This is a genomic window from Pseudomonas artemisiae (assembly GCF_057128685.1).
In genome coordinates, this window is the sequence record NZ_JBSKHS010000022.1 from 42,903 (window position 1) to 63,189 (window position 20,287).

Here is a 20,287-nt window from a genome sequence, read left to right on the forward strand (position 1 = left end):
AACGGGTTATGGGCGTTATCGGCAGGCCACCGCAGAGGTTGAGCGCCGTCAGGCAGTTTGCGCGGTGCGCAGAATGGTCACCAGGCTTTGGGCATGTTCGGCGGCGTCCAGCCCAAGGCTGGTAAGGTAACCCCCATCGGGGCGGGTGATGAGTTCTTTCTCATGCAGCCGGGCAGCGGCGGCAATGGCCTCGGGCGTAGCGCTTTGATGCACTTTCAACCCTTCCTGGGTGTTGGCAAGGTTGAACAGGGCGAGCAATTCGATTTCGGCGATCAGTTCTGGGCTGTAGGTCATTGAGCGGCCTCGCTGTTGTTATTGTAGGAAGGCCGCATCGACAGCGACTGGTCAGGCTTCGTCTGGAAGCTCGGGCAAGGCCCGGAGCGCAGCCTCGTACCAGTCACCGTCAAAGGGCCGGTCGGCCTTGAGCATGTTGTCGATTTCGATCGCCAACACGTGGGCCATGAGGTTGAGAATATCTGCTTCTTCGTATCCCACCAGCTTGAGTTTGTTAAAAGTTGCCTGAGCGGCAGCAGGCTCGCCGCTTTCCAGTTGGTTACGGACCGCTTCGGTCAGGGTCACCTCGGCGAAGCTTTCGTCATCCAGTTCATCAGTCATGGGGCAGTTCTCAACGTTGAGCCAGTAGGGATTGGCCGCGAATGACGGCAGTACGTACTTGTGCCGGGGCCGTGCCGCCAATGTGATCGCGAGCATTGACCGACCCCTCCAGGGTCAGTACGTCGAACACGTCAGCGTCGATCTGGTCACTGAATTGACGAAGCTCCTCCAGGCTCATTTCCGCGAGGTCCTTGCTGGCGTGCAAGCCGTATTTCACGGCGTGGCCGACAATCTCGTGGCAATCCCGGAAGGGCAGGCCGCGGCGGACCAAATAATCGGCAAGGTCCGTGGCGGTGGAGAAACCGCGCAGGGCAGCCTCACGCATTACTGCGTGGCGAGGCTTGATCGCCGGGACCATGTCCGCGAAGGCGCGTAGCGAGTCACGTAGGGTGTCAGCGGCATCGAACAGCGGCTCTTTGTCTTCCTGGTTGTCCTTGTTATAGGCCAGCGGCTGGCCTTTCATCAGGGTCAACAGGCCGGTGAGGGCGCCGAACACGCGGCCAGCCTTGCCGCGAACCAGCTCGGGCACGTCTGGGTTTTTCTTCTGCGGCATGATGGAGCTACCGGTGCAGAAGCGATCCGGCAGGTCGATGAACTGGAACTGCGCGCTGGTCCACAGCACCAGCTCTTCGGAGAAGCGCGACAGGTGCATCATCGCCAGGCTGGCGGCGGCACAGAATTCAATGGCGAAGTCCCGGTCAGACACGCCGTCCAGGGAATTGCCGCTTACCGCCTCGAAGCCCAGCAGCGCGCAGGTCGCTTCGCGGTCGATGGGGTAAGTGGTGCCGGCCAGTGCCGCGCTGCCCAGGGGCATGCGGTTGGTACGCTTGCGGCAGTCCACCAGGCGCTCGTAATCGCGGCTGAGCATTTCGAACCAGGCCAGCAGGTGATGCCCGAAGGTTACCGGTTGCGCGGTTTGCAGGTGCGTAAAGCCTGGCATGATGGTCTCGGCCTCACGCTCGGCGACGTCCAGCAAGCCCTTCTGCAGGCGAGTGATCTCACCGAGAATGGCGTCGATCTCGTCTCGCAGCCAGAGGCGTATGTCCGTGGCGACCTGGTCGTTACGGCTGCGGCCGGTGTGCAGCTTTTTGCCCGTGACCCCGATGCGGTCAGTCAACCGGGCTTCGATGTTCATATGCACGTCTTCCAAGTCCACCCGCCAGTCGAAGCTGCCTGCTTCGATTTCAGCCTGGATGGCATGGAGCCCCTCGATGATGGCGTCGCGCTCAGCCTCGGTCAGCACGCCCACTTGGGCCAGCATGGTTGCATGAGCCACAGAGCCCATGATGTCGTGGCGGTACAGGCGCCGGTCGAAAGTGACCGAAGCGGTAAAACGGGCGACGAAGGCGTCGACGGGTTCGCTGAAGCGGCCGCCCCAGGATTGGTTGGTCTTGTCGGTGCTCATGACTGGCTCGTTCAAAAGTGAAACGGAAAGTGCCGCATCATAGCAGGCTCGGATAGCCGTTGGCGGTCAAGGCCTCTAAGGCAAGCGGCGATAGATCCAAACCGATTGAGCAATGTGCTGTCGACGAGCGTCTACAGTATATGGAAGCCGCGAGCTCGATAACGGCAGGCTGCAAGGCGACCCCAGCGTGGGGCGGCGGCAGGCGACCATAGGGAGAGTCCAGTTGCGCCCCAATCACTGTGCGGCACCCGCGGTAAATCTGGCCTTGCAGGCCGTTGCGAAGAAGCGAAACAGCGCGTCGCTGCGTTTTCGGGCACTTTTCAGCACTGCCGCCAGTCTCAGCGTGGAACGCCGCCACGGCCGTCAGTTCACCTGTCTACGCTATCTATCCGCGAGACTCATGCAGGAATCCGGCACGCTATGAATGTCCTGATCGTTGATGACGAACCCATGGCCCGCGAGAAACTGAGCCGAATGGTCAGCGACCTCGAAGGGTATAGCGTCTTGGAGCCTGGCGCCGGAAGCGGCGACGAGGCCCTGACGCTCATTGAAAGCCTAAAGCCCGATGTTGTACTGCTGGATGTGCGCATGCCTGGCCTTGATGGCCTGCAAGTCGCGGCCAAGTTGTGCGAGCGCGATACTCCGCCCGCGGTGGTATTTTGCACCGGTCAGGATGAGTTCGCAGTCAATGCGTTTGAAAGCAACGCCGTGCATTACCTGATGAAACCGGTAAGCTCGGAAAAACTGTCCGATGCCCTGAAGCAGGCCGAGCGCCCCAATAGGGCAACGCTGGCCGCGTTGACTCGGCCTGCGGCCAACAATGGCAATGGCCCACGTACTCATATCAGTGCCCGTACCCGCAAAGGCATCGAGCTGATTCCGCTGGACCAAGTGATTTACTTCATCGCAGATCATAAATACGTCACCTTGCGCCACGATCACGGCGAAGTGCTGCTTGATGAACCGTTGAAGGCCTTGGAAGACGAATTCGGGGACCGCTTCGTGCGTATCCACCGCAATGCGTTGGTCGCCCGTGAACGAATCGAACGCTTGCAGCGTACGCCTCTGGGGCATTTTCAGTTGTTCCTCAAGGGCCTTAACGGCGATGCGCTGATTGTTAGCCGCCGCCATGTGGCGGGCGTTCGCAAGATGATGCAGCAGCTATAAGCGAGCAGTGTTCCAGTTGATTTTTCAGGCGTTTCTATCCACCCAATAGGGGCGCTTGAAGGTCAACCCTGATGCTGAGCTGGTATGATTGGCTGTATTTCGGCCTCTGGTATTTCCCATGTACGCTCGACCGGTCCGCATCGCCACGCGCAAAAGCGCCCTAGCCCTTTGGCAAGCCAACTATGTCAAAGCTCGCCTTGAGCAGGCACACCCAGGGTTGCAGGTAAGCCTGGTGCCCATGGTCAGCCGCGGCGACAAACTGCTCGATTCCCCTTTGGCCAAGATTGGCGGCAAGGGGTTATTCGTCAAAGAGCTTGAAACAGCGTTGCTGGAGAACCACGCGGATATCGCGGTGCACTCGATGAAAGACGTGCCTATGGATTTTCCAGAGGGGTTGGGGTTGTACTGCATTTGTGAACGCGAAGACCCTCGCGATGCGTTCGTGTCCACTACCTATGGCAGCCTCGCCAGTTTGCCTAAAGGTAGTGTAGTGGGCACGTCTAGCCTGCGTCGTCAGGCACAGTTGTTGGCGCGGCGCCCAGACCTGCAAATCCGCTTCCTTCGCGGTAACGTAAATACTCGCCTGGCTAAGCTCGATGCTGGTGAATATGACGCGATCATCCTGGCAGCCGCTGGGTTGATCCGATTAGGATTCGAAGATCGCATTCGGGATAACCTTGATGTAACCGACAGCCTGCCGGCTGGTGGGCAGGGGGCCGTAGGTATCGAATGCCGCACGGGCGACCTTGAACTGCATGCTTTGCTCGAACCCCTGCACCACGGGCCTACGGCGGCCCGGGTGGAAGCGGAGCGGGCCATGAACCGTCGACTCAACGGCGGCTGTCAGGTCCCTATCGCTGCCTATGCAGTGCTGGAAGACGATCAGTTGTGGCTGCGAGGCCTGGTAGGCCGCCCAGACGGCAACGCTCTGTTGTTGGCTCAGGGTCGCGCCCCTAAAGCAGAGGCCGAAGCCTTGGGTCAACGGGTGGCCGATGAGCTGCTGGCCCAAGGCGCGCAGATCATACTGGACGAAATCTACGCCCCGGACGCTACCCCTTGAGCGAGTGGCGGTTGTTGCTGACCCGCCCTGAGGCGGAATCTCGAGCACTAGCCGAGGCCTTGGCCAGTCATGGGCATTACTGCAGCCTGTTGCCCATGTTGAAGATTGAGCCCCCATCAACGCTACCGGTTTATCCGCCAAGTTGGCTTGAGGGGTTCAGCGCGGTGATTGTAGTCAGCAAACCCGCCGCGCAGCTTTGCCTGCGCGCGCTTTCACCCCGCCTTTACGCCACGGGGCCGCGTTGGTTCGCCGTAGGCGCGGCGACCGCGGCTATTCTTCAAGCCTACGGGCTGAGCGTTAACTACCCTGCGCAACGGGATGATAGCGAAGCGTTGTGGCGGCTCCCCGCGTTGGCAGCCGTATTGGCCACGCCCGGGGCCCGTGTGCTGATCGTGCGAGGCGAGGGCGGCCGTGAGTGGCTGGCCGAGCAATTGACAGCCCAAGGCGCCGAAGTCCATTACCTGGAATTGTACCGGCGTGCCGTTCCTGATTATTCTCCCACCCTTATCGCCGAGCGGCTGCAAGCGGAACACTTGAATGCCGTGGTGGTCAGCAGTGGTCAGGGGCTGGAGCATTTGCACTGCCTGGCGGGTGACGCCTGGTCGACGATCACGGCCTTGCCGTTGTTCGTTCCCAGTGCCCGTGTGGCTAGCCTCGCCCAAGCGTTGGGCAGCCGTGACCCGATCAACTGCCAAGGTGCGGGCAGCGCGGCGCTGGTGGCCGCCCTGGCCACTCGAAGCCCCTGAACCGCGCCCTCTACAAAGGAAGGACACGTGAGCGAAACAGCCCCGCCCCAAGACCCCAAGGAACCGCCCCGCAAGCCTGTGCCGGACCCGGTCAAAGCCCCCGCGCCTGACCCAGTGGTAAAGCCGGCTACCGCTCCGGTCACGCCTGTTCCGTCTGTTCCCGTTCGGACAAAGGGTTCCAAGGGCTTGGCACTGCTGGCCTTGCTAGTAGCCGCCGCAGGCGTGGGCGTTGGTGGTTGGGCCGCCTGGCAATTGCGCCAGCTCGACGCCGGGCAGCGCCAGCAAAGCATTCAGTTCCAAAGCCTGAGCGCCACCAGCCATACCTTGAGCGAGCAAGCCCGCAGCCTGGATGAGCGCCTGGCGCAGTTGCCTGCCGCTGACGAGCTGGAAAACCGTCGTCGTTTGGTCGCGCAGTTGCAGAGCGATCAGCAGCGCCTGGGGCAACGGTTGGAGACCGTGTTGGGTGCAAGCCGCCAAGACTGGCGCCTCACTGAGGCTGAACACTTGGTGCGGCTTGCCAGCCTACGGCTTTCGGCGCTCCAGGATGTAAACAGCGCCAGGGCGCTGGTGCAAGGGGCCGATGATATTCTGCGTGAGCAGGACGACCCCAATGCCTTTGCCGCCCGTGAGCAATTGGCCCGCAGCCTGGCGGCCTTGCAGGCCACCGAGCAGCCCGATCGCACGGGTTTGTTCCTGCAACTGGCCGCCCTGCGCGAACAGGCGGTGCAATTGTCGGCCCTGGCGCCACAGTTCGAAGCCGATCGCGAAGCTGCCGTACTGGCCAACGACGACAGCGCGTTACACTGGCGGCAGTGGTGGGCGCGTATTTCTGGCTTTTTCCGCGTGGACTTCAATCCTGATGCCAACGTGCGCCCGCTACTCGCCGGGCAGAGTCTGAACCAGGTACGTCTTGCCTTGGGCCTGGCCTTGGAGCAAGCCCAGTGGGCCGCGCTCAATGGCGAACAACCGGTATTCAGGCAAGCGATGGCTCAGGCGCAAGAGATCCTCAGCGCCAACTTCAATCAGGACAATACCCAGAGCCAGAACTTGGTGGCGCGATTGAAGGAGCTGGCCAGCAGCCGCGTCACCGTGGCAACGCCTGACCTGGCTGACAGCCTGGCTGCGCTGCAAGGGTACATGGCGCGGCGTCACCAGGCCGCTGGAGCCGCCCCAGGCCAGCAGGAGCATCAACCATGAAGCGCCTGTATGTGCTGCTGTTCGTAACCATTGCCCTGGCGTTGGTTGTTGGGCTGGGGGTCTCGCTGCACCCAGGGTATGTATTGATTGATTACCCCCATGTGTTTCGCTATGAGTCTGGGCTCTGGACCACCCTGGCAGCCCTACTGGCAGTGGTGCTGTTAGCCATGCTGTTGCTCGGCCTGGTGCGCTTGCTCACCACCTCCAGCGGCGTGGTCAACCCTTGGTCTCGGCGTAACCGTCGCCGGCGCGTGCAAACGGCTGTTGCCCGCGGTCAGATCGACTTGGCCGAAGGCCGTTGGGCCAGCGCGCAAAAGCACTTGAAGGTCGCGGCGGAAAGTGAACGGTATCCCTTGTTCTATTATTTGGGCGCTGCCAGGGCCGCCAATGAACAGGGCTTGCATGACGAAAGCGACGCCTTGTTGGAGCGTGCCCTTGAACGTCAGCCCAAGGCAGAACTGGCCATCGCGCTGAGCCATGCGCAATTGCAGGCCGACCGAGGTGATAGTGAAGGCGCGCTTGCCACATTGCAGGTAATGCATGAGCGCCATTCTGGCAATAGCCAGGTCCTACGCCAGCTAACAGGGCTGTGTGTGCAACGTAACGAATGGGCCACGGTGATTCGCCTGCTGCCCGAGTTGCGCAAACATAAAGTAATGGTGGCCGCGGACCTCGCCGACTTGGAACAGCGCGCATTGGGTGAGCGCTTGCTACCCGCCATTCCTCAAACTGAAACCGACGACGAAGCCGGTGTCGACAAAGCCTGGCAGCAGCTCAGCAAGCATCAGTGCCAGGAACCTGCATTGGTGCTGAGCTACGCCGAACGCCTGCGCCGCCTGGGCGCCACTGCCAAGGCAGAGGTCGCGCTGCGCGAAGCCCTCAAGCGCGGCTATGACAGTCATTTGGTACGGTTGTATGGCGTTGTGCCGGGGGACGAGCCGACCAAGGCGTTGGCTTTTGCCGAAGGACTGCTCGAAGAACATCCAGAGGACCCTAGCCTGCTGTTGACCCTTGGCAGGCTATGTTTGCAGAACCGGCTGTGGGGCAAGGCGCGGGATTACCTCGAAGCCAGCCTTCGCCAGCAGCGTAATGCCGAGGCCTGCGCAGAGTTGGCTCGGCTTTTAGCGCAGTTGGGCGATACTCAGCGCAGTAATGCATTGTTCCAGGAAGGCTTGGGTTTGCTAGATGAGCGTTTGCTTGCAATCCCACTGCCGGGCCCGGTGCGGGCTTAGGTAATAGTTATAGCCGCCGTGCCTGTTTTGACAGTAAGGCACGGCAGGCGCTGACAGGCATACGTGGTAGACGAATCCGCGCTAGCCGCTACCCGCGTGGTTTGAAATGCGTAGGGCTTTTTTCAGAGCTGTTCTTATACCCACTATCTTGAAAGGGTATCTGCGTTTCCACTAACGTTGGTGCTCGTTAATCGAGCATCTGGATCGCCCATGCCTTCGGCCCGTTCGCGTTATCTGTTCGTGCTGGCCGGTTCCCTGGCCATGTTGGCTCTAAGCGCATCTATCTACCTTGAAAAGATAGTCATGCTGCGGCCTTGCTCCCTATGCTTGGTGCAACGTGGGTGTGTTGCCCTGATAGCACTTATGTGCGCGTTGGCCAGGCTGCATCGACCAAGCCTTGCGGGTACCCGCGCCTATGCCGTCGGCGCATTGGGATTGGCTTGCATCGGTGCCGCGTCTGCTACTCGTCAAATATGGATGCAGCTCCAAACCTCCTTGTCGGCACTGATGTGCTACCCGAACCTTTTCCATAGTGGTCAGTCTCAGCCTCTGCTCGAAACATTGAAGATGTATGCGTTGGGCTCGCCCGACTGCGGCGTCATCAATTGGACGCTATCAGGCATGAGCCTGCCGGAGTGGAGCTTGCTGGTGTTCGCAGGGCTTGGGATGATCAGCCTGCTTCAACTGTTCGAGCGGTGATTGCACCCTGGCTGCGTCGGTACGTCGCATCGGCCATGAAACGCTTGGCTTGCCGCCAAGATCACCAAGGCATACTCTCTAAACGCACCGGATCGTGGCCCTTTGCTACGGCCGTTAGGACGTACAGTACTGGTTCGCTGGCCATTGGCTGGTTTGCGTTCCGTCCTTCAACGTGAACCTCAAGGGAAGAACAGACCATGCTGGAAAGTTGTCAGAATGCGCAGGAACGTTGGGGTGGAGTTCACCTGATCATCGATCGCTGGTTACAGGATCGTCAACGGCTGATCCTGGCCTTCGGGGGCATTGAGGAGGCGTCCGAAGAAGGGCGCCTGCGACGGGCCGGGCTGCAGGATTTCTGCGGCATCTTGATGGATTACATCTCGGCCGGGCATTTCGGCGTTTACGTTGAATTGCAGCGGGAAGCCAAGGCGTTCGGTGACGATCGCGGCCTGGAGCTGGCAAAGCAAATTTGCCCCCGGCTGGATGTGCTTACCGAAGGCTGCTTGAAATTCAATGACCACTGCGACAAAGGTGATTGCTCCGACTACGCGGACCTTTCCGCGCGCTTGCGGCACCTGGGCGGGATCATGCACGAACGCTTCGAGCTCGAAGACTGCCTGATCGAAGTGCTGCATACCTCACACCGCGAAGAAGCCGCTCAAGCCTGAACGGCCTAATTGGCCACGTTGCGTAATTCGATTTCGAACACCAACGGTGTATAGGGTGGAATCAGCTCACCGGCGCCATCCGCGCCGTAGGCTTGGTCTGATGGCACCACCACACGCCAGCTTGCCCCTTGCGGCATCTGCTGCAGGGCGACCTTCCAGCCATCGATCACGCTGTCCAGCCGGAACCATTGAGGCTGGTTGTTTTGGTCGAACACCGTGCCGTCCGGTAATAACCCTTTGTAACTTACCTCTACCCGTGAGTTCAGGGTGGGTTTGCTGCCCTGCCCGGGTGCAAGCTCTGCATACAGCACGCCATCGCTTAGCTCGTGTGTGCCGGCCTTGGCACGTTCGGTGGCCATAAAGCGTTTCTCAGCCTGCAATGCCGCTTCAGTGCCAGACCCTTGCGCGGAAGCGTCAACCCGGGCTTCGTGGGCGGCCAGTATTTGCCGGATGCGCTCGTTTCCCAGCGCCAGCGGCTGATTGCGATACGATTGCCGCAGGCCCTCTAGCAATGCGTCAAGGTCCAGCTGAGGCTGGTCATCTCGCAAACGTTCCCCGATGCTGGCGCCGAGGCTATAACCCAGGTCGTGAGCCGAAGGCGCGGCCTCTTGCGCCATGACCGCTGGCGCGGCGAGGCAGAGCGTGAGCAGCAGGCGACGCGACATGTAATAGCTCCTTGAGTGAACATCGATTATCGCTGGCCAATCCTGACCTTTCAAACCCTGTACTTACTGGCTGCTTGAACTCAGGGCTTACAAAATTTATATATGCTCGCTAGCGAGTCGGCCCAGCCCGGCATAACATGAGCAACCATTTGGTGAGGAAGAACGTCATGTCGGCCAAGAAGAAGCCTGTAAGCACACCGTTGCACCTGCTCCAGCAACTGACCGCAAGCCTGCTGGACCATTTCGAGCAAGCGTGCGCTCAAGCCCTCGCCGATGCCGAGAAAGTCCTCGCCAAGCTGGAAAAGCAACGGGTCAAGGTACAGGAAAAACTCCATAAGCAGCACGAGCGGATCGAAACCGCCGCTGTCGCCGGCAAGCGCAAGGCCCAGGCCAAGGCTCGCGCCAATGTTGAAGCCCTGGACGCTTCCTTGAATGAGCTGCAAGGCCGCCAGGCTGAAACTCGCCAGTACATCGGCGAGCTTAAAAATGATATCCAGGCCAGCTTGGCGCTGGTGCAGGGCGTTAGCAAAGTGCGTGAAGCCGCGAGCAAGGCTTTGCAAAGCCGCCCGGCGAAGTCGGCCGCAGCCTGGGGCGCGAGCGTACCCCCCACCGAGCCTGGCAGCCTAGCCCAAAAGCAAACCGCTGCCGTGCAGGCCATTGCCAATGCCTCCATCGGTGAGGTTGTGTTAGGCGCGCCAAAGCCCAGGTCCCGCAAGCCCGCACCTAGTCAGCTTGCGCCCCTGGCAGACGGCGTAGCCCAAGCCACCGTGACGGCAACCGTGCGACGAGCCCCACGTAAACCTCGCTCGGCCGCTAGCTCGCTGCCTATGAATAACGCAACGCTGCCCGAATCACAGGCTGGGGAAGCGCCATCCTCAGATAACGCCTCTTAAGCCAGGCCCAGGGCGGCGCGCACCGCCGCCTGGATGGCTGGGCTTGGTACTATCAGGCTTAGCCATTGAAGTTGGTCGGTTTCCCCTTCAGGCCAGGTTTGGGCAGTGACCTGCAAGCGCGCCAAAAGGGTTCGCTCCGCATTCAGCTCAAGCTGTTTAACGCCATTTCTGATATACGCCAGCTCATCGCTTGTCTGCGCGGCTGGCCGCCACTGTTGACGTAGCGCGCGTAAGGGCTGGATCACCTCGCGTGCCCAAGGCAGGGTGGTCTCCTCCAGGGCTTGAGCCCGGCTAGGGGACCACGCTACCCCGTGCTGCTCCAGCCATAGGCCACAGAGCACCAGGCATACTTCTTGACCGTCGGCCTGGGCCGCCATACAAGCGGCCTCCATGCCAGGGCGTGCGTAAACATCGCATGCGAAGCGCCATAGATCGTTGTGCATCACGCCCTCACGCCATGGGGCAGGGAAGCTGGTAAACTCCGCCGCCATTATGATCCGAATACATAACCTTACTTTACAGCGTGGCCCGCAACGTCTGCTAGAAGACGCCGAGCTCACTCTGCACGCCGGCCAAAAAGCCGGTTTGATCGGCGCCAACGGTGCTGGTAAATCCACATTGTTCGCCCTGCTGCGTGGCGAGCTTACGCCTGATGCAGGTACCTGCGATCTGCCGCCAGACTGGCGTATCGCCCATATGCGGCAAGAGATCGATACCCTTGAGCGCATCGCTGTGGATTATGTCCTAGACGGCGACCAGCACTTGCGTGCCATCGAACAAGCCCTCGCCAGTGCCGAGGCAGCCCAGGATGGAACCGTGCTTGGGCGCTTGCATGCCGAGCTGGACGGCGCCGACGGGTACACCGCTGACGCGCGTGCCCGCAAGCTGCTGGCGGGGCTGGGCTTCAGCAACGCGCAAATGGACCAGCCGGTGGGGGATTTTTCCGGCGGTTGGCGCATGCGGCTCAACCTTGCCCAGGCATTGATGTGCCCGTCCGACCTGCTGTTGCTTGACGAGCCCACCAACCACTTGGACCTTGACGCCATTCTGTGGCTGGAAGACTGGCTCAAGGGTTACCCCGGTACCTTGCTACTGATTTCCCACGACCGTGATTTTCTCGATGCGGTGGTGGACCATATTGCCCATGTGGACCAGCGCAAGCTGGTGCTCTACCGCGGCGGTTATACCGCCTTCGAGCGGGCCCGGGCCGAACGCCTGGCACAACAGCAGCAAGCCTACGACAAGCAGCAGGCACGCCGCGCCCACATGGAAAAATACATCGCCCGCTTCAAGGCGCAGGCGACCAAGGCGCGTCAGGCACAGAGCCGAATCAAAGCCCTGGAGCGGATGGAAGAGATTTCAGCCGCCCATGTGGACTCGCCTTTTGAGTTCATCTTCCGTGAGGCGCACAAGCTTTCCAGCCCCTTGCTGGATATCTCCGAGGCACGCTTGGGCTATGGCGCCAAGGTAGTGCTGGAGAAGGTGAAACTGCAACTGACACCAGGGGCACGGATCGGCTTGCTCGGCCCGAATGGCGCGGGTAAGTCCACCTTGATCAAGAACCTTGCGGGCGAGCTTGAGCCCTTGGCGGGCACCCTGCGTCGCGGCGAGAACCTGGAGGTAGGTTACTTTGCTCAGCATCAACTGGACTCGCTCGATGGCAAGGCCAGCCCTTTGTTGCACCTGCAGCGCTTGGCGCCAAGCGAGCGCGAACAAACCCTGAAGGATTTTCTCGGTGGCTTTGATTTTCGCGGCGCCCGTATCGACGAGCCGGTGCTGAATTTCTCTGGGGGTGAGAAAGCGCGCCTGGCGTTGGCGCTGATCGCCTGGGGGCGGCCGAACCTGCTGCTGCTGGACGAACCTACCAACCACCTGGACCTGGAAATGCGCCTGGCACTGACCATGGCGCTGCAGGAGTTCGGTGGGGCGGTATTGGTCGTCTCCCACGATCGGCACTTGCTCAAGAGCACCACAGACGACTTCTTGCTGGTAGCCGACGGTAAGGTGGCGCCCTTCGACGGCGACCTGGACGATTATGCCCGCTGGCTGGTGGACTATCGCCAGCGCAATGCTCCAGCTGGCGCGCCCTCCGGTGGCGGTGAGCGTACGGACAAAAAGGCCCAACGCCAGGCCGCCGCGGCCCTGCGCCAACAACTGGCCCCTCATAAGCGTGAGGCCGAACGCCTGGAAAAGGCGTTGGGCAAAGTACATGAGGCCTTGGCGCAGATTGAAACCCGGCTTGGGGATGCCGCTGTATATGAGGTAGCACGCAAGGATGAATTGCGCCAGCTGCTGGCCAAGCAGGCAACCCTCAAGGTAGAGGAGGGCAACCTCGAAGATGCCTGGATGCATGCCCTAGAACAACTGGAGAGCCTTCAGGCCCAACTGGAAACCCTGGCTTAACAACCCCCCTTGGCACCGATGGAGGCAACACATGGCGCTGCATACATGGCTGGCGTTTTTAGCCGCGAGTTGGGTAATTAGCCTGTCGCCGGGCGCGGGCGCCATTGCCTCTATGTCTTCAGGTTTGCGCTACGGGTTCACCAGAGGATACTGGAACGCCCTGGGGCTGCAGTTGGGGTTAGCCTTGCAAATCGCGGTGGTCGCCGCGGGTGTAGGCGCCATTCTCGCCGCTTCGGCAACCGCCTTTACCTTCATCAAGTGGTTCGGCGTGTTGTATTTGCTTTACCTGGCCATTCGGCAATGGCGTGCCGCGCCCATGCCAGTAGAGACGCAGGCGCCGCCCAGCGCGGAAGCTAGCCGGTTCAACCTGGTGCTACGCGGGCTGTTGGTCAACGCCAGCAACCCCAAGGCACTGGTATTCATGCTGGCGGTATTGCCTCAGTTCATCGACCCTACGGCACCCTTGCCGGGCCAGTACCTGATCATCGGCGTGACCATGGTGTGCGTGGACATGATCGTGATGGCGGGCTACACCGGGCTGGCCGCCAAGGTATTGCGCCTGCTGCGCAGCCCTCGCCAGCAACGGCGCATGAACCGAACCTTCGCCAGCTTGTTCGTGGGGGCGGCAGTGTTTCTGGCAAGCCTGCGGCGGGCCGGCACGTAGTGCTCGAACCGATTTCCAAGGTGGCGCTTACACCTGGCGCGGTAGCTTTATTCTTCGGGTGTATCTGAAAGCTTTTGGGCCTTTTCTTCACGGCGAGCGATGCGAGCGGCTTTGATGCGCCTGCTAACCCATAGCACTACACCCAGTATGAGCAGGGCCCCTAGCACCCACAACTCGTACTTTTTAACGTTACCCAGCAAGCCTTCGAGGACCGACCCGAAATGGTAGGCCGCTTGGCCGAGGGCAATGGCCCATACCATCGCGCCGATACCATTGAGCAACAGGTAGCGGCGGGGCGGATAGCCGGAAAGGCCGATGGCCACGGGCATGACCGTGCGCAGCCCATAGACGAAGCGGAAAGACAGCACCCACAGGTCGGGGTGCTTGCGTATGTGCTCCAGTGCTTTATCGCCCATGGTTTGCCAGCGAGGCTTGCGGGCAAGCAGGTGCCGCCCGTGGCGTCGGCCCAGGAAATACCACAGCTGGTCCCCGGCATAACTGCCAAGGAACGCCACCAACATCACCATGTTGATGTCCATGTAGCCGCGGAACGCAAGAAACCCGGCAAGGACCAAGATGGTTTCGCCTTCGAAGAACGTCCCCAGGAACAGGGCCAGGTATCCGAAATCATTAAGAAATTGTTGGAGCATTTTGAAGATGCTGGCGAAGTGAACGCGCAGCCTAACCCTTAAGAGAAATTCATGAAAGTGTCGATATGTGTCTCAACGTGAACATTGATGCCCATATGACCTCTACGTGTATGCCGCTTTTAGTGTCATGCGGCTGTCATACAGGGACCTTATAACAGCCAAGCCGTCTTCGACGGCGCTTTTGGCCAATGGCCTGGCTGCCTACGGTAGGCGCCGTGACCTCACCTCCCGAGCCAGCGTCACTGTGGCTGACCGACCTTGCCGTGCGTGCCGCCAATCGTGTCAGGGCCGCTGGCCCTTCAGGATATTCACATGAATAATGAAGCGCTCCCCGATATTGTCGTAGACGAGGCTCAACCGGTGCTCGAACCTATTCAGGACGTGTTCGCTGACACGCCGCCCGAAGCGCCCCCCGCACCCGCGGTGCCGCCGCCGGGCTTGGATGACGCGGTACTGTACAGCCACCGGGAGCTCTCTCAGCTGCAGTTCAACATTCGTGTGCTTGAGCAGGCACTGGATGAAAGCTACCCGCTGCTAGAGCGGTTGAAGTTTTTGCTGATCTTCTCCAGCAACCTGGACGAATTCTTTGAAATCCGCGTAGCGGGCCTCAAGAAGCAGATCACCTTCGCCCGTGAACAGGCCGGCGCCGATGGCCTGCAACCGCATCAAGCGCTGGCGCGCATCAGCGAGCTGGTGCATGTACAGGTGGACCGCCAATACGCCATCCTTAATGACATTCTGCTACCAGCGCTCGAAAAGCATCAGGTGCGTTTCATCCGCCGCAGGCACTGGACGGCCAAGCTCAAAACCTGGGTGAGGCGCTACTTCCGTGACGAGATCGCGCCTATCGTCACCCCTATCGGGCTGGACCCAACCCACCCGTTCCCTCTGCTGGTGAATAAAAGCCTCAACTTTATCGTTGAGCTGGAGGGGGTAGACGCTTTCGGGCGTGACTCGGGGCTAGCGATCATCCCTGCCCCGAGGTTGCTCCCCAGGGTCATCAAAGTGCCGGAAGACGTAGGCGGTACCGGGGATAACTTCGTGTTCCTGTCGTCGATGATCCATGCCCACGCCGATGACCTGTTCCAAGGCATGAAGGTCAAGGGCTGCTATCAGTTCCGGCTTACTCGCAACGCCGACCTGTCGCTGGACTCCGAGGATGTAGAAGATCTCGCCCGTGCCCTGCGCGGTGAGCTGTTCTCCCGCCGCTATGGTGACGCCGTGCGCCTGGAAGTGGCCGACACCTGCCCCAAGCACCTGTCGGATTACCTGCTCAAGCAATTCAACCTGGCCGAATCGGAGCTGTACCAGGTTAAAGGGCCGGTCAACCTTACCCGGTTGTTCAGCATCACTGGCCTGGATAGCCACCCTGAGCTGCAGCACATGCCGTTTACGCCGGCCATCCCGAAGATGCTGCAAAACAGCGAAAATATTTTCAGCGTAATCAGTAAGCAGGACATTCTGCTGTTGCACCCGTTCGAGTCGTTCACGCCGGTGATCGACCTGTTGCGCCAGGCCGCCAAAGATCCTCATGTACTGGCTATTCGGCAAACCCTGTATCGCAGCGGGACCAACTCGGAAATCGTCGATGCCCTGGTGGATGCCGCACGCAACGGCAAGGAAGTCACCGCAGTGATCGAGCTTCGAGCTCGCTTCGATGAAGAATCCAACCTGCAGATGGCCAGCCGACTCCAGGCTGCTGGCGCGGTGGTGATTTATGGGGTGGTTGGGTTCAAGACTCACGCCAAGATGATGCTGATCTTGCGCCGAGAGGGCGGCGATATCGTCCGCTACGCTCACTTGGGTACGGGTAACTACCACGCCAACAATGCCCGGCTGTACACCGATTACAGCTTGCTCACCGCCGATGACGCCTTGTGCGAGGACCTGGGCAAACTGTTCACGCAGCTGATCGGCATGGGTAAGACCCTGCGCATGAAAAAGTTGCTGCACGCGCCCTTTACCTTGAAAAAGGGCATGCTGGACATGATCGCTCGGGAAACCCAGTTCGCCTCTGAAGGCAAGCCTGCGCATATCGTTGCCAAGTGTAATGGCTTGACCGATCCGAAGATCATTCGCGCCCTTTACAAGGCGAGTCAGGCAGGGGTGCGGATCGATTTGATCGTGCGTGGCATGTGTTGTTTGCGCCCGGGGGTGCCGGGAGTGTCCCACAACATCCATGTGCGCTCGATCATAGGCCGTTTTCTGGAGCACACGCGAATCTACTACTTCCTCAATGGCGGCGACGAGCAGCTATTCCTGTCCAGTGCCGACTGGATGGAGCGCAACCTCGATCGAAGGGTAGAAAGCTGTTTCCCGGTGGAAGGCAAGAAGCTGATCACCCGGGTGAAGAAAGAGGTGGAGGCCTACCTGACCGACAACACCCACGCGTGGATCTTGCAGCCGGACGGTACCTATGCGCGGCTGACCCCGACCGGCAACCAGAACCCGCGCCATGCGCAGGCCACGTTGCTCGATCGGCTCAGCAACCAGGCCCTTACCGTACGGTAAGGGTAAAGCCTACCCGGGTCAGCCACTCTGCTTCACGGGCAAAGTCGGCCTGGGTCAGCGGGTTGTTTTCCAGCCAGCCCGTGGGGAACACCACATCCAGGGCAGCTGCACTGGCATGCAGTTGAACCTGGGGCATTTCTTGGGTGCCACGGATATGGTGGAAGAGAATCGCGAAACGAAGCAGCACGCAGAGGCGGATCAACGTGTCACCGTTGTCCCCGAACTCTGCGAAGCGCTCCTTGGGTATGTTACGGCGATGGCCACGTACCAGCAGTGCCAGCATATGTTGGTCTTCCCGGGAGAAGCCTGCCAGGTCGGAGTGCTCGATCAAGTACGCGCCGTGCTTGTGGTAGTGATAGTGGGCAATGTCCAACCCCACTTCATGCACCTTGGCTGCCCAACCTAGCAGGTCGCGCCATACGCCATCATCCAGGCCCCAGGCGTTAGCCACTTGATCAAAGGCGGCCAAGGCCTTTTCTTCTACTCGTGCTGCCTGATCCAGGTCCACATGGTAGCGCTCCATCAGCGAGCTGAGGGTGCGCTCGCGCACGTCTTCGTGGCCATGGCGGCCCATCAGGTCATAGAGTACGCCCTCACGTAGCGCCCCTTCACAGTGGTCCATGCGTTGCAGTTCCAGAGCGTCGAAGATCGCTTCCAGAATGGCCAGGCCCGCAGGGAAGATAGCGCGACGGTCCGGCTTGATACCGTCAAAATCGATTTTGTCCACGTCGCCCAGCTTGAACAACTTGCGCTTGAGCCACGCCAGCCCTTCGGCATTGACTTCGCCAGAGCCTTGACCCCCGGCCTTGAGCGCTAGGCCGATGGCCCGAATGGTGCCCGAGGAACCGATGGCCTGCTCCCAGCCCAATCTGCGCAGAGCGTTTTCAATGCTCATGATTTCCAGGCGCGCGGCGGTATAGGCCTGGGCATAGCGGGCAGGGGTGATCTTGCCGTCGCGGAAATAACGCTGGGTAAAACTCACGCAGCCCATTTGCAGGCTTTCACGCATCAAGGGCTCGAAGCGATGGCCGATGATGAATTCGGTACTGCCACCGCCGATGTCTGTTACCAATCGCTTGCCGGGGGTGTCGGCCAAGGTATGGGAGACCCCAAGATAAATCAGGCGTGCTTCTTCGCGACCAGAAATCACTTCTACCGGGTGGCCCAGCAGGGCTTCGGCGCGGCGAATGAACTCGCCTCGGTTGCGAGCTTCCCTCAGCGCGTTGGTGCCTACAATACGCACCGCGCCCAAGGGCAGGCCGTTGATCAGCTGAGCGAAGCGCTTCAGGCAGTCCAGGCCGCGCTGCATGGACTCTTCGTTAAGCTGCCGCTGCTCATCAATGCCAGCGGCCAGTTGGACCTTCTCACCGAGCCGTTCAAGGATACGAATTTCGCCCTGGTTCGTTTTGGCCACGACCATATGAAAGCTGTTGGAGCCCAAGTCTATGGCGGCGATAAGGGATAGGTTCGTCGGCTTGAGTGACGGCATGTTCGAAGTTCTCGGTGGATAACCCACGCATCCTGCCACGATCTGCCTTATTCGCCAACGCTGCGTGGTCGAGGATAAGCCAATCAGGGCCGTGGTCAGCCGCGGGTATGTCACAGCCACTGCATTTTCTCGACAGCTGCCTGTCATATGCAAAATGGTAAACCACCATAGCTAGAGTCAATGGCCCCACGCTTTCGGTTACAAATCGGGAACGGTATGATGGTCCAAACTTTTCAAGGCCCTGACCGGGGCCTGACCGGGAGATGTTCATGAGCAGCGACAAAATCAAACATGTAACTGACGCGAGCTTCGACGCGGATGTACTAAAAGCGCAGGGCCCTGTACTGGTCGATTACTGGGCGGAGTGGTGTGGCCCTTGCAAAATGATCGCGCCCGTTCTGGACGAAATCGCCAACACCTACGACGGCAAACTCACCGTGGCCAAGCTCAACATCGACGAAAACCAGGAAACTCCCGCCAAGCATGGCGTGCGTGGCATCCCTACGCTGATGCTGTTCAAGAATGGCAACGTCGAAGCCACTAAAGTAGGCGCACTGTCCAAGTCGCAGCTCGCTGCCTTCCTAGACGCGAACATCTAATCTTACGATTAGTGTGGAAAAGCCCCGCATTTTGCGGGGTTTTTCATTTTGCCGACTAGACGCACCCGTATTCAGGTGTTAAATTCGGCTCTGCACTGGCCTCTCCAGTGCCCCCTGCAAGTCGTCGCCGACGCATTCCAATTCGAATTTGTGCGCGATCCTATCGCCTCCCCCCGGCGCGGCCTCTCTAAGCCCAATGCTTATTCCCTCCATACAGAACACGTCATTCCCTCTATGAATCTGACTGAACTCAAGCAAAAGCCGATCACCGACCTGCTCGAAATGGCCGAGCAGATGGGCATCGAAAACATGGCCCGCTCGCGTAAGCAGGATGTGATTTTCTCCCTCCTGAAGAAACACGCGAAAAGCGGCGAGGAGATATCCGGTGATGGCGTGCTGGAGATCCTCCAGGACGGTTTCGGTTTCCTCCGCTCCGCCGATGCCTCTTACCTGGCCGGCCCGGATGACATCTATGTATCCCCAAGCCAAATCCGCCGGTTCAACCTGCGTACGGGTGATACCATTGTGGGCAAGATTCGCCCACCGAAGGAAGGCGAGCGGTACTTCGCCCTGTTGAAGGTCGATACCATCAACTTCGACCGTCCAGAAAACGCCAAGAACAAAATCCTCTTCGAAAACCTCACGCCCTTGTTCCCTAACAAGCGCCTGAAGATGGAAGCTGGCAACGGCTCTACCGAAGACCTCACCGGTCGCGTCATCGACCTGTGTGCCCCGATCGGCAAGGGCCAGCGTGGCTTGATCGTCGCCCCGCCGAAAGCGGGCAAGACCATCATGTTGCAGAACATCGCCGCCAACATCACCCGTAACAACCCTGAGTGCCACCTGATCGTTCTGTTGATCGATGAGCGCCCGGAAGAAGTGACCGAAATGCAGCGCACCGTGCGCGGCGAAGTGGTCGCCTCTACCTTCGACGAGCCACCGACCCGCCACGTGCAAGTGGCCGAGATGGTGATCGAGAAGGCCAAGCGCCTGGTCGAGCACAAGAAAGATGTAGTCATTCTGCTGGACTCCATTACCCGCTTGGCGCGTGCCTACAACACCGTGATCCCAAGCTCCGGCAAGGTACTGACCGGTGGTGTGGATGCCCACGCCCTGGAAAAGCCAAAGCGGTTCTTCGGCGCGGCGCGCAACATCGAAGAAGGCGGGTCCTTGACCATCATCGCCACCGCGCTGGTGGAAACCGGCTCGAAGATGGACGAAGTCATCTACGAGGAGTTCAAGGGCACGGGTAACATGGAGTTGCCGCTTGATCGCCGTATCGCTGAAAAACGCGTATTCCCGGCTATCAACATCAACCGCTCTGGTACCCGCCGCGAAGAGTTGCTGACTGCCGACGACGAACTGCAGCGCATGTGGATTCTGCGCAAGCTGCTGCACCCGATGGACGAAATCGCCGCCATCGAGTTCTTGATCGACAAGCTCAAGCAAACCAAGACCAACGACGAGTTCTTCTTGTCGATGAAGCGTAAGTAAGCTTTAGCTTTAACGCTTAAACCCTTCGCCAGCTGGCGCTGGCTCCTACACACTTGAACTGCGCCCCAAATGTTGGACACCTATCCAACCTTATGGGGCGTTTTTCATGGGTAAGTACTCAAAAGACTTC

20 protein-coding genes and 1 pseudogene are annotated in these 20,287 nt (G+C 59.9%); 14 read left to right on the forward strand and 7 right to left on the reverse strand.

The window, feature by feature from the left end; all coding sequences use genetic code 11:
• Positions 1 to 48: 48 nt before the first annotated feature.
• From ACWKV4_RS19335 to argH, 3 genes are read right to left on the reverse strand one after another with little or no spacing between them, the layout of a single operon-like run.
• Entirely contained in the window at positions 49 to 294 is a 246-nt protein-coding gene (locus ACWKV4_RS19335; RefSeq protein ID WP_483833706.1) for a TIGR02647 family protein, read from the reverse strand.
• Between the two features lie 51 nt (positions 295 to 345).
• Positions 346 to 615 (reverse strand): hypothetical protein, encoded by a 270-nt coding sequence (locus tag ACWKV4_RS19340; RefSeq protein WP_483833705.1) that lies wholly within the window; start codon positions 613 to 615, stop codon positions 346 to 348.
• Positions 616 to 625: 10 nt separating this feature from the next.
• Positions 626 to 2,020: an argininosuccinate lyase gene (gene argH, locus ACWKV4_RS19345; protein WP_483833704.1), complete on the reverse strand. Its 1,395-nt coding sequence runs from the start codon at positions 2,018 to 2,020 to the stop codon at positions 626 to 628.
• 304 nt (positions 2,021 to 2,324) lie between these two features.
• Between argH and ACWKV4_RS19350 the strand changes: the two are divergent.
• From ACWKV4_RS19350 to rsd, 8 genes and pseudogenes are all read left to right on the forward strand, one after another.
• Positions 2,325 to 2,444, forward strand: a pseudogene (locus ACWKV4_RS19350) (sensor histidine kinase); the annotation flags it as partial.
• Positions 2,441 to 3,187, forward strand: a complete 747-nt coding sequence (locus ACWKV4_RS19355; protein ID WP_483833703.1) for a LytR/AlgR family response regulator transcription factor — start codon at positions 2,441 to 2,443, stop codon at positions 3,185 to 3,187. The pseudogene ACWKV4_RS19350 and the gene ACWKV4_RS19355, both read left to right, overlap by 4 nt.
• Before the next feature lie 118 nt (positions 3,188 to 3,305).
• Entirely contained in the window at positions 3,306 to 4,247 is a 942-nt protein-coding gene (gene hemC, locus ACWKV4_RS19360) for a hydroxymethylbilane synthase (RefSeq protein ID WP_483833702.1), read from the forward strand.
• Positions 4,244 to 4,993, forward strand: a complete 750-nt coding sequence (locus ACWKV4_RS19365; protein WP_483833701.1) for a uroporphyrinogen-III synthase — start codon at positions 4,244 to 4,246, stop codon at positions 4,991 to 4,993. The genes hemC and ACWKV4_RS19365 overlap by 4 nt, the downstream gene beginning before the upstream one ends.
• A 27-nt stretch (positions 4,994 to 5,020) precedes the next feature.
• Positions 5,021 to 6,190, forward strand: coding sequence for a uroporphyrinogen-III C-methyltransferase (locus ACWKV4_RS19370; protein ID WP_483833700.1), 1,170 nt, complete (start codon positions 5,021 to 5,023; stop codon positions 6,188 to 6,190).
• On the forward strand, positions 6,187 to 7,422 hold the full coding sequence (locus tag ACWKV4_RS19375; RefSeq protein ID WP_483833699.1) for a heme biosynthesis HemY N-terminal domain-containing protein: 1,236 nt from the start codon (positions 6,187 to 6,189) through the stop codon (positions 7,420 to 7,422). The genes ACWKV4_RS19370 and ACWKV4_RS19375 overlap by 4 nt, the downstream gene beginning before the upstream one ends.
• Before the next feature lie 210 nt (positions 7,423 to 7,632).
• Entirely contained in the window at positions 7,633 to 8,121 is a 489-nt protein-coding gene (locus ACWKV4_RS19380; protein WP_483833698.1) for a disulfide bond formation protein B, read from the forward strand.
• Between the two features lie 197 nt (positions 8,122 to 8,318).
• Positions 8,319 to 8,789 carry a sigma D regulator gene (gene rsd, locus ACWKV4_RS19385; RefSeq protein WP_483833697.1) on the forward strand — a complete coding sequence of 157 codons (471 nt, stop codon included), beginning with the start codon at positions 8,319 to 8,321 and terminating at the stop codon, positions 8,787 to 8,789.
• Between the two features lie 5 nt (positions 8,790 to 8,794).
• Here rsd and ACWKV4_RS19390 read toward each other — a convergent pair whose 3' ends face one another.
• Positions 8,795 to 9,454 (reverse strand): FKBP-type peptidyl-prolyl cis-trans isomerase, encoded by a 660-nt coding sequence (locus ACWKV4_RS19390; RefSeq protein WP_483833696.1) that lies wholly within the window; start codon positions 9,452 to 9,454, stop codon positions 8,795 to 8,797.
• A 167-nt stretch (positions 9,455 to 9,621) separates the two neighbouring features.
• On the opposite strand from ACWKV4_RS19390, the gene ACWKV4_RS19395 reads away from it, so the two are divergent.
• On the forward strand, positions 9,622 to 10,347 hold the full coding sequence (locus ACWKV4_RS19395) for an AlgP family protein (RefSeq protein ID WP_483833695.1): 726 nt from the start codon (positions 9,622 to 9,624) through the stop codon (positions 10,345 to 10,347).
• Here ACWKV4_RS19395 and ACWKV4_RS19400 read toward each other — a convergent pair.
• The gene (locus ACWKV4_RS19400; RefSeq protein WP_483839551.1) at positions 10,344 to 10,838 is read right to left on the reverse strand and encodes a TIGR02444 family protein; all 495 of its coding nucleotides are present in this window, start codon (positions 10,836 to 10,838) and stop codon (positions 10,344 to 10,346) included. The two genes, ACWKV4_RS19395 and ACWKV4_RS19400, sit on opposite strands and share 4 nt — an antisense overlap.
• A 1-nt stretch (position 10,839) precedes the next feature.
• On the opposite strand from ACWKV4_RS19400, the gene ACWKV4_RS19405 reads away from it, so the two are divergent.
• Positions 10,840 to 12,750, forward strand: a complete 1,911-nt coding sequence (locus tag ACWKV4_RS19405) for an ATP-binding cassette domain-containing protein (protein WP_483833694.1) — start codon at positions 10,840 to 10,842, stop codon at positions 12,748 to 12,750.
• Positions 12,751 to 12,781: 31 nt separating this feature from the next.
• Positions 12,782 to 13,414, forward strand: coding sequence for a homoserine/homoserine lactone efflux protein (gene rhtB / locus ACWKV4_RS19410; protein WP_483833693.1), 633 nt, complete (start codon positions 12,782 to 12,784; stop codon positions 13,412 to 13,414).
• Positions 13,415 to 13,461: 47 nt separating this feature from the next.
• On the opposite strand, the gene ACWKV4_RS19415 is transcribed toward rhtB, so the two are convergent.
• Positions 13,462 to 14,064: a DedA family protein gene (locus ACWKV4_RS19415; protein ID WP_483833692.1), complete on the reverse strand. Its 603-nt coding sequence runs from the start codon at positions 14,062 to 14,064 to the stop codon at positions 13,462 to 13,464.
• Positions 14,065 to 14,376: 312 nt separating this feature from the next.
• On the opposite strand from ACWKV4_RS19415, the gene ppk1 reads away from it, so the two are divergent.
• Positions 14,377 to 16,575 carry a polyphosphate kinase 1 gene (gene ppk1, locus ACWKV4_RS19420; RefSeq protein ID WP_483833691.1) on the forward strand — a complete coding sequence of 733 codons (2,199 nt, stop codon included), beginning with the start codon at positions 14,377 to 14,379 and terminating at the stop codon, positions 16,573 to 16,575.
• Here ppk1 and ppx read toward each other — a convergent pair.
• A complete protein-coding gene (gene ppx / locus ACWKV4_RS19425; protein WP_483833690.1) occupies positions 16,562 to 18,064 on the reverse strand; it encodes an exopolyphosphatase in 1,503 nt (500 codons plus the stop codon). The genes ppk1 and ppx overlap by 14 nt on opposite strands.
• 269 nt (positions 18,065 to 18,333) lie before the next feature.
• Here ppx and trxA point away from each other — a divergent pair, with 269 nt between their 5' ends.
• Positions 18,334 to 18,663, forward strand: coding sequence for a thioredoxin TrxA (gene trxA / locus ACWKV4_RS19430; protein ID WP_483833689.1), 330 nt, complete (start codon positions 18,334 to 18,336; stop codon positions 18,661 to 18,663).
• 234 nt (positions 18,664 to 18,897) lie between these two features.
• A complete protein-coding gene (rho, locus tag ACWKV4_RS19435) occupies positions 18,898 to 20,157 on the forward strand; it encodes a transcription termination factor Rho (protein ID WP_181111034.1) in 1,260 nt (419 codons plus the stop codon).
• Positions 20,158 to 20,287 lie beyond the last annotated feature (130 nt).

Excerpts from the sequence above, each read along its gene's own strand:
- ACWKV4_RS19375 (WP_483833699.1), top strand. The coding sequence starts at position 6,187 with ATGAAGCGCCTGTATGTGCTGCTGTTCGTAACCATTGCCCTGGCGTTG.
- ppx (WP_483833690.1), bottom strand. The coding sequence starts at position 18,064 with ATGCCGTCACTCAAGCCGACGAACCTATCCCTTATCGCCGCCATAGAC.
- ACWKV4_RS19335 (WP_483833706.1), bottom strand. The coding sequence starts at position 294 with ATGACCTACAGCCCAGAACTGATCGCCGAAATCGAATTGCTCGCCCTG.
- ACWKV4_RS19415 (WP_483833692.1), bottom strand. The coding sequence starts at position 14,064 with ATGCTCCAACAATTTCTTAATGATTTCGGATACCTGGCCCTGTTCCTG.
- ACWKV4_RS19390 (WP_483833696.1), bottom strand. The coding sequence starts at position 9,454 with ATGTCGCGTCGCCTGCTGCTCACGCTCTGCCTCGCCGCGCCAGCGGTC.
- trxA (WP_483833689.1), top strand. The coding sequence starts at position 18,334 with ATGAGCAGCGACAAAATCAAACATGTAACTGACGCGAGCTTCGACGCG.
- ACWKV4_RS19405 (WP_483833694.1), top strand. The coding sequence starts at position 10,840 with ATGATCCGAATACATAACCTTACTTTACAGCGTGGCCCGCAACGTCTG.
- ACWKV4_RS19340 (WP_483833705.1), bottom strand. The coding sequence starts at position 615 with ATGACTGATGAACTGGATGACGAAAGCTTCGCCGAGGTGACCCTGACC.
- rhtB (WP_483833693.1), top strand. The coding sequence starts at position 12,782 with ATGGCGCTGCATACATGGCTGGCGTTTTTAGCCGCGAGTTGGGTAATT.
- ACWKV4_RS19380 (WP_483833698.1), top strand. The coding sequence starts at position 7,633 with ATGCCTTCGGCCCGTTCGCGTTATCTGTTCGTGCTGGCCGGTTCCCTG.
- rsd (WP_483833697.1), top strand. The coding sequence starts at position 8,319 with ATGCTGGAAAGTTGTCAGAATGCGCAGGAACGTTGGGGTGGAGTTCAC.
- ppk1 (WP_483833691.1), top strand. The coding sequence starts at position 14,377 with ATGAATAATGAAGCGCTCCCCGATATTGTCGTAGACGAGGCTCAACCG.
- ACWKV4_RS19400 (WP_483839551.1), bottom strand. The coding sequence starts at position 10,838 with ATGGCGGCGGAGTTTACCAGCTTCCCTGCCCCATGGCGTGAGGGCGTG.
- argH (WP_483833704.1), bottom strand. The coding sequence starts at position 2,020 with ATGAGCACCGACAAGACCAACCAATCCTGGGGCGGCCGCTTCAGCGAA.
- ACWKV4_RS19355 (WP_483833703.1), top strand. The coding sequence starts at position 2,441 with ATGAATGTCCTGATCGTTGATGACGAACCCATGGCCCGCGAGAAACTG.
- ACWKV4_RS19395 (WP_483833695.1), top strand. The coding sequence starts at position 9,622 with ATGTCGGCCAAGAAGAAGCCTGTAAGCACACCGTTGCACCTGCTCCAG.
- rho (WP_181111034.1), top strand. The coding sequence starts at position 18,898 with ATGAATCTGACTGAACTCAAGCAAAAGCCGATCACCGACCTGCTCGAA.
- hemC (WP_483833702.1), top strand. The coding sequence starts at position 3,306 with ATGTACGCTCGACCGGTCCGCATCGCCACGCGCAAAAGCGCCCTAGCC.